This is a genomic window from Polaromonas sp. P3_B1 (assembly GCF_056402935.1).
The window spans coordinates 1-5,987 of sequence record NZ_JBFUGK010000074.1 but is presented as its reverse complement, the minus strand read 5'-3'; the positions used below and the strand labels follow the sequence as shown (position 1 = coordinate 5,987).

General features: G+C 63.3%; 5 protein-coding genes. 3 read left to right on the top strand and 2 right to left on the bottom strand.

The genetic code is table 11. The features are described from left to right. Positions 1-119 precede the first annotated feature (119 nt). Together AC1DXS_RS24545 and AC1DXS_RS24540 are read right to left on the bottom strand one after the other, a co-directional pair. Positions 120-785, bottom strand: coding sequence for a methionine ABC transporter permease (locus tag AC1DXS_RS24545; protein ID WP_477740054.1), 666 nt, complete (start codon positions 783-785; stop codon positions 120-122). Beyond that, complete coding sequence (locus AC1DXS_RS24540) at positions 775-1,851, bottom strand: methionine ABC transporter ATP-binding protein (RefSeq protein WP_477740052.1); 1,077 nt, start codon at positions 1,849-1,851, stop codon at positions 775-777. The genes AC1DXS_RS24545 and AC1DXS_RS24540 overlap by 11 nt, the downstream gene beginning before the upstream one ends. A 340-nt stretch (positions 1,852-2,191) precedes the next feature. Here AC1DXS_RS24540 and AC1DXS_RS24535 point away from each other — a divergent pair, with 340 nt between their 5' ends. The 3 genes from AC1DXS_RS24535 to AC1DXS_RS24525 all read left to right on the top strand — a co-directional run bounded on the left by AC1DXS_RS24535 (position 2,192) and on the right by AC1DXS_RS24525 (position 5,626). Then, the gene (locus tag AC1DXS_RS24535) at positions 2,192-2,791 is read left to right on the top strand and encodes a DUF2239 family protein (protein ID WP_477740051.1); all 600 of its coding nucleotides are present in this window, start codon (positions 2,192-2,194) and stop codon (positions 2,789-2,791) included. A 176-nt stretch (positions 2,792-2,967) separates the two neighbouring features. Next, positions 2,968-4,299 carry an MATE family efflux transporter gene (locus AC1DXS_RS24530; RefSeq protein WP_477740053.1) on the top strand — a complete coding sequence of 444 codons (1,332 nt, stop codon included), beginning with the start codon at positions 2,968-2,970 and terminating at the stop codon, positions 4,297-4,299. 250 nt (positions 4,300-4,549) lie between these two features. Then, complete coding sequence (locus AC1DXS_RS24525) at positions 4,550-5,626, top strand: acyltransferase family protein (RefSeq protein WP_477740050.1); 1,077 nt, start codon at positions 4,550-4,552, stop codon at positions 5,624-5,626. Positions 5,627-5,987 lie beyond the last annotated feature (361 nt).

Here is a 5,987-nt window from a genome sequence, read left to right as displayed (position 1 = left end):
GAGAGGGTGGGGGTGAGGGCCAGCGGCATCCGCATCGCCAGCAGCAGATCGACCGCCGCAAGCCCTCACCCCTGCCCTCTCCCGGCGGGAGAGGGAGAAAAACTCAATCGGGATCAATTTCATTTGTGGCTCAACCTGCGCACAGCCCAGTCGCCCAGGCTTTGCACCGCCTGCACAAACAGGATCAGCACCAGCACCACGGCCAGCATGACCTCGGGCAGAAAGCGCTGGTAGCCATAGCGGATGCCCAGGTCGCCCAGCCCTCCGCCGCCAATCGCGCCGGCCATGGCCGAATAACCGGTCAGGCTCACAAAGGTGATGGTCAGGCCCGCGACAATGCCGGGCAAGGCTTCAGGCAGCAGCACCTTGAGCACAATCTGCCGCGTGGTCGCGCCCATGGCCTGCGCGGCTTCTATCAGGCCGTGGTCCACCTCGCGCAGCGAGGCTTCCACCAGCCGTGCGATAAAGGGCGCCGCCGCAATCGTGAGCGGCACCACGGCGGCCGCCGTGCCTATAGAGGAGCCCGTCAAAAACCGCGTGAGCGGAATGATGGCCACCAGCAGGATGATGAAAGGCGTGGAGCGCACCGCGTTCACGAGGCCGCCCACCACGCGGTTCACGCCCGCATTGCGCAGCACGCCGCCTTCGTCCGTGAGCCGCAAAAACACGCCCAGCGGAATGCCGATGAGCGCGCCGACCAGGCCCGAGATACCGACCATGACGATGGTCTCCCACAGCGAGCTGACAAACAGCTCCAGCAGGGCTTGCGAAAAATTACCGAACACTGGCGAGCCCTCCATTCAAATCGCCGCCGACTTCATCGACATGCACACCGGCGCCGCGCAGGTGCGCCACCGCCGCGCTGAGCTGCTCGCGTGCGCCGCGCGCAAACACCGCGAGCGAGCCGAAAGGCTTGCCCTGGATTTCGTCGACCTGGCCGTGCACGATGGACAGGTCTATGCCGAATCGGCGTATCACCTCCGACAGCAGCGGCCGGTCTGATTCGTCGCCCGCGAATGCCAGGCGCAGCAGGCGGCCGTCATGGCCCTGCTCCGGATGCTCCGCACTCATCAGGGTGCGGATGCGCGCGAGCACGCTGTCCGGCAGCGCCTGCGGCACGATCTCGGCGATCAGGCTGCGCGTGGTTTCATGCTGCGGGCGCGTGAAGACGTCGATCACCGGCCCGCTTTCAACGATGCGGCCGGCGTCTATCACCGCCACACGGTCGGCCACCTGCTTGATGACCTGCATCTGGTGGGTGATCAACACGATGGTCAGGCCGAATTCCTTGTTGATCTGGCGCAGCAGGCCCAGGATGGAGCGCGTCGTCTCCGGGTCCAGCGCCGAGGTTGCCTCGTCCGACAGCAGCACCTTGGGCCGGTTCGCCAGCGCGCGCGCAATGCCCACACGTTGCTTCTGCCCGCCGCTGATCTGCGCCGGGTAACGGTCCGCCAGCGCGCTCAGGCCCACCAACTCCAGCAGCGGCCCGACCCGCGCCTGGATTTCGGCGGCAGGCAGCCCGGCGATCTCCAGCGGCAAGGCCACGTTGCCGTAGACCGTGCGCGACGACAACAGATTGAAGTGCTGGAAGATGATGCCGATGTCGCGGCGCGCGATACGCAGTGCGTCGCCATTGAGGGAGGTCAGCTCGCGGCCGCCCACCAAAACCCGGCCGGCTGAAGGCCGGTTCAGCAGGTTGATGACCCGCACAAGAGAGCTTTTGCCGGCGCCGCTGCGGCCGATGATGCCGTAGACCTCGCCCGGCTGGATGTGAAGGTCGACGCCCCTGAGCGCTTCGACCGGGCCCGTGGGGCCCTGGTAGGTTTGAAAAATACCTTTGAGTTCGATCATGAAATCCCGCTGACGCTTACCTTTATGGCCCTCCGCGTTTCTTGTGGAAACAGCCGAGGGCTTTTTTTGAACAGACAGCGAATGTAGAAGCTTGAAGCTAAAACTCAAAAGAATATTAAATAGGTTATTTAGATCAATTTATGATTACGTAAGCATTTGTACCCGGCATTAATAACACTAGACATTTTCTACCCGGGTGTTTTAGAATTAATTCACCCGGATTAAATAAATCCTTCTTTTCATTGCCCCTCATTCCTCTTTCGTTCCTTTTCATTCGTTCTGGCCTGTTCAACAAACCCTGGCGAACCCTTTCAGCGAGTTTTTTAGCGAGTCCTTCTCCATGACATCCCCTTCTTCCCCCGATATCTCCCCCCGCCTCGTCGCCTTTGCAGGCTTCAGGCAAGTCGCCGCCGGTGAGCGCGCTCAGGTGGTGAGCGCCCTGCGCAAGCTGGCCATCACTGAAGAGACGCTGGTGCGCGTTTTCAACGACGCCACCGGCGAGCGCATAGACCTGGATTTGCGCCCCGAAGCCGACCTGCCGCCTTCCACCACCGCTGCCGCAGAGGCGCCGCAAGCTGCGGGCGCACGGCCCGTTGGCCGGCCCAAGCTGGGCGTGGTCGCGCGTGAAGTCACGCTGTTGCCCCGCCACTGGGAATGGCTGGGCAGCCAGCCCGGCGGCGCCTCGATCACCCTGCGCCGTTTGATTGATGAATCGCGCAAAGCCGGTGAAGGCCGCGTCAGCGTGCGCACCACGCGCGAAAACGCCTACCGCTTCATGAGCGAAATGGCCGGCGACTTCGCGGGCTTTGAAGAAGCCAGCCGCGCGCTGTTTGCAGGCGACAAAGCCAGGTTTGAAGGCCTGGTCGCGCCCTGGCCCGAAGACGTGCGCGTGCAGCTGGGCAAACTGGCCGCCGGCGGCTGGAAGGAAAGCGCCGAATGAAGCCGCCCGACATCACCGCACTGGACCACCAGCTGGAAACCGAGGTCCACGAGAGCGACCTGCGCGCCGCGGGCGAAATCGCGGCGCCGCCGGCCTCGGTGGCTGAAGCCGTGCAGCCGCTGGCGCCTTCACCCAAGGCGCCACCGCCGCGCGCCGCGCTCAGCGATAGCGTGCCCATGTGGAAAACCTTTGCCGCCTTCCTCGCGCCCATGCTGCTCAGCAACATCCTGCAGTCGCTGTCGGGCACGCTCAACAACGTGTACGTGGGCCAGATGCTGGGCGTGGGCGCGCTGGCGGCCGTGTCGAGCTTTTTCCCCATCCTGTTTTTCTTTATCGCTTTCACCATAGGCCTGGGCGCCGGCGCCTCGGTGCTCATAGGCCAGGCCTGGGGCGCGCGCGACACCGGCAAGGTCAAGGCGATTGCCGGCACCACGCTCAGCGTCGGCCTGGTGTTTGGCCTGCTGGTCGCGCTGTTCGGTGGCCTCTTCACCGCGCCCTTGCTGGCAGCGCTGGGAACGCCGGCCGACATCCTGCCCGATGCCACGCTGTACGCCCGCATCATGATGCTGGCCGGCCCCGGTCTCTTTGTCTACCTGCTGGCCACCGCCATGTTGCGCGGTGTGGGCGACACCGTGAACCCGCTCTACACGCTGGGCATCTCCACCCTTGTCGGCCTGGTCGTCACACCGGCGCTGATACGCGGCTGGGGCGGCCTGCCGCAGCTGGGCGTGGCCAGCGGCGCGGTGGCCTCGGTGCTGTCCATGGTCACGGCCACCGCCTGGCTGGCCTTCAGGCTGCGCCGCATCCACAGCCCGCTGGCGCCGGATGCGGAATTCGCGCGCCACATGCGCATCAACGGAAAACTCCTCAAGACCGTGCTCAAGGTCGGCGTGCCCACGGGCGTGCAGATGATCGTCATCGCGCTGGCGGAAGTCGCGCTGCTCTCGCTCGTCAACAGCTACGGCTCGGGCGCCACCGCGGCCTACGGCGCGGTCAACCAGGTCGTGGCCTATGTGCAGTTCCCGGCGATCTCGATCGCGATCACCGCGTCCATCCTCGGCGCGCAAGCCATAGGCGCGGGCCGCACCGACAAGCTCGGCGCCATCGTCCGCACCGGCCTGCTGATGAACCTCACACTGACCGGCGCCCTGGTCGTGATCGGCTATTTGTTCTCGCGCCACCTGATGGGCTTTTTCATCACCAGCGAGCCGGTGATTGAACTGGCGCAAACGCTGCTGCACATCATGCTCTGGAGCAGCGTGATCTTCGGCATGGCCTCGGTGCTCTCGGGCATCATGCGTGCCAGCGGCTCGGTACTGGTGCCCACGGGTATTGCGATTTTCTGCATCGCCGCCGTTGAGGTGCCGGTGGCCTGGGTGCTCAGCCACCGCATCGGCATCAACGGCATCTGGATTTCCTACCCCGTCACTTTTATCGCGATGCTGGGATTGCAAACCGCGTATTACCGGCTGGTGTGGAAGAAAAAAGCGATACGGCGCTTGGTGTGAGGCGCCCACGGCCCAAGGCGTGGCGCCTTGGGCCTCGCCATACGGGCGCTGAATTGTCTGGAAGTGAAAGTGTGAAGCGAAAATGGTCACACACGCCAACATTGCGTACGCTTGGACACAGAGTCTGTTCAAAGCACGGATAGCATGAGTGTGGTGTCTGATCCCGTTCCTGATCCCGTTCGACTCCGCTGATTTTTTCTCGCTGCAATCAGACGCCACGCTGCCGGGCATCGGTGAGCACCCCCACACCATGACCGGCCGCAACGCCACCATCGACATCGCCCGGGGCATAGGCATCATCCTCGTGGTGCTTGGCCACAACTGGACAGTCCTGCAGGAAAGGGGCGAGCTCTTCCGGGTGATCTACTCCTTTCACCTGCCGCTTTTCTTTTTCCTGTCGGGCTTGTTCCTGAAGGGCAGCGCCCGGCTCGCGGACTTCGCGCGATCACGCGCAGACGCCCTGCTCAAGCCCTACTTTGTCGTACTGCTTCTGTTGGGCGTCGCCGAGATGCTGGCCCCGCAAGCCGTGCCGGTTTCCGGCACCACGCCGCTGGCGTATTTCGCCGGCGTGCTCTACGGCACCGCGCCCACCATTGCGTGGACACCGCTGTGGTTTTTGCCGCATCTCTTTGCGGCCTCGGTCCTGGCCATGGTCCTGCTTCGCACCACCCGGAATCTTGCGAGGCGCCCCGCCGTGCTTTGGCTGATTGCCTGCGCAATGCTGGCGGCCGGCATAGGCTCGATAGGCCTGTTCTGGCAAACCGACACCGAAGCCGCACTGCGCTTTATGGGCCTGGAGCGTTTGCCCGGCCTTCCCTGGAGCCTGGATCTGCTGTTGATCAGCACGCCCTTCATGCTGTTCGGTTATCTGCTCCGCAAACCGGTCGCGGCCATGCGTTTCAGCCTCTTTGCGTTTCTAGCGTCTATCGCAGCCTTCACCGCGCTGCATGGTTACACCGGCGAGACCATGGACCTGAACCTGCGGGTGTATGGCAACCCACTGGTCTCCACCTTGCAGGCGGCGCTCGGAATCTATCTTGTCTTGAGCATCTCTTCGCTGCTGCAGCACTATGCGGTGTTTCGCCGCCCGCTGGCCTATGTCGGGTCAGCCAGCCTGTTTATCCTGCTGTTTCATTACGCCCTGCAGGGACGGGCTTTCCTGGTGCTGTCGCATGTCAGCCGCAATGAGGTGCTGGTTGGTGCGGTTAGCCTGGCCGCTGGGGTGGTGTTGCCCTTGGTTCTGTTTGAACTGATGCGGCGGCAGCGGTATCTGGCGGCGGTGCTGTTGCCGATGCGCCCGCCTTCCACGAACCCTCCCTCTGCTTAGTCCTGCTGGCCGGGGGTTGCCCGGCGGCAACTTACTTTTCTTTTGCTTCGCCAAAAGAAAAGTAAGCAAAAGAAAAGGCGACCCTGGTGTCTGCGTCCCCTTCGCTTCGCTACGGGGCAGCCTGTGGTGCTCGGTCCAGACGGGGTCAAAAACAACTCGCCTGCGGCTCAAACACGTTTTTGCCCTTATCCGTCTGGACCTGCGCTCCTCGGCGCAGACACAAGGGGCCCGGATACCGAACAGCCAAACAGCCGAAGGAAAAAACAAATACTTAAAACAACAAGGACACGCCACGGCGTGTCCTTGTTTTGGAGTTCAGTATTTTTCTTCTTGTATTCGGACTTCCCCGTCCTGGCTGGGC

What these genes read in the sequence shown, in the direction of transcription:
- AC1DXS_RS24540 (WP_477740052.1), bottom strand. Translation starts at nt 1,851, where the DNA reads ATGATCGAACTCAAAGGTATTTTTCAAACCTACCAGGGCCCCACGGGC.
- AC1DXS_RS24535 (WP_477740051.1), top strand. Translation starts at nt 2,192, where the DNA reads ATGACATCCCCTTCTTCCCCCGATATCTCCCCCCGCCTCGTCGCCTTT.
- AC1DXS_RS24530 (WP_477740053.1), top strand. Translation starts at nt 2,968, where the DNA reads ATGTGGAAAACCTTTGCCGCCTTCCTCGCGCCCATGCTGCTCAGCAAC.
- AC1DXS_RS24525 (WP_477740050.1), top strand. Translation starts at nt 4,550, where the DNA reads ATGACCGGCCGCAACGCCACCATCGACATCGCCCGGGGCATAGGCATC.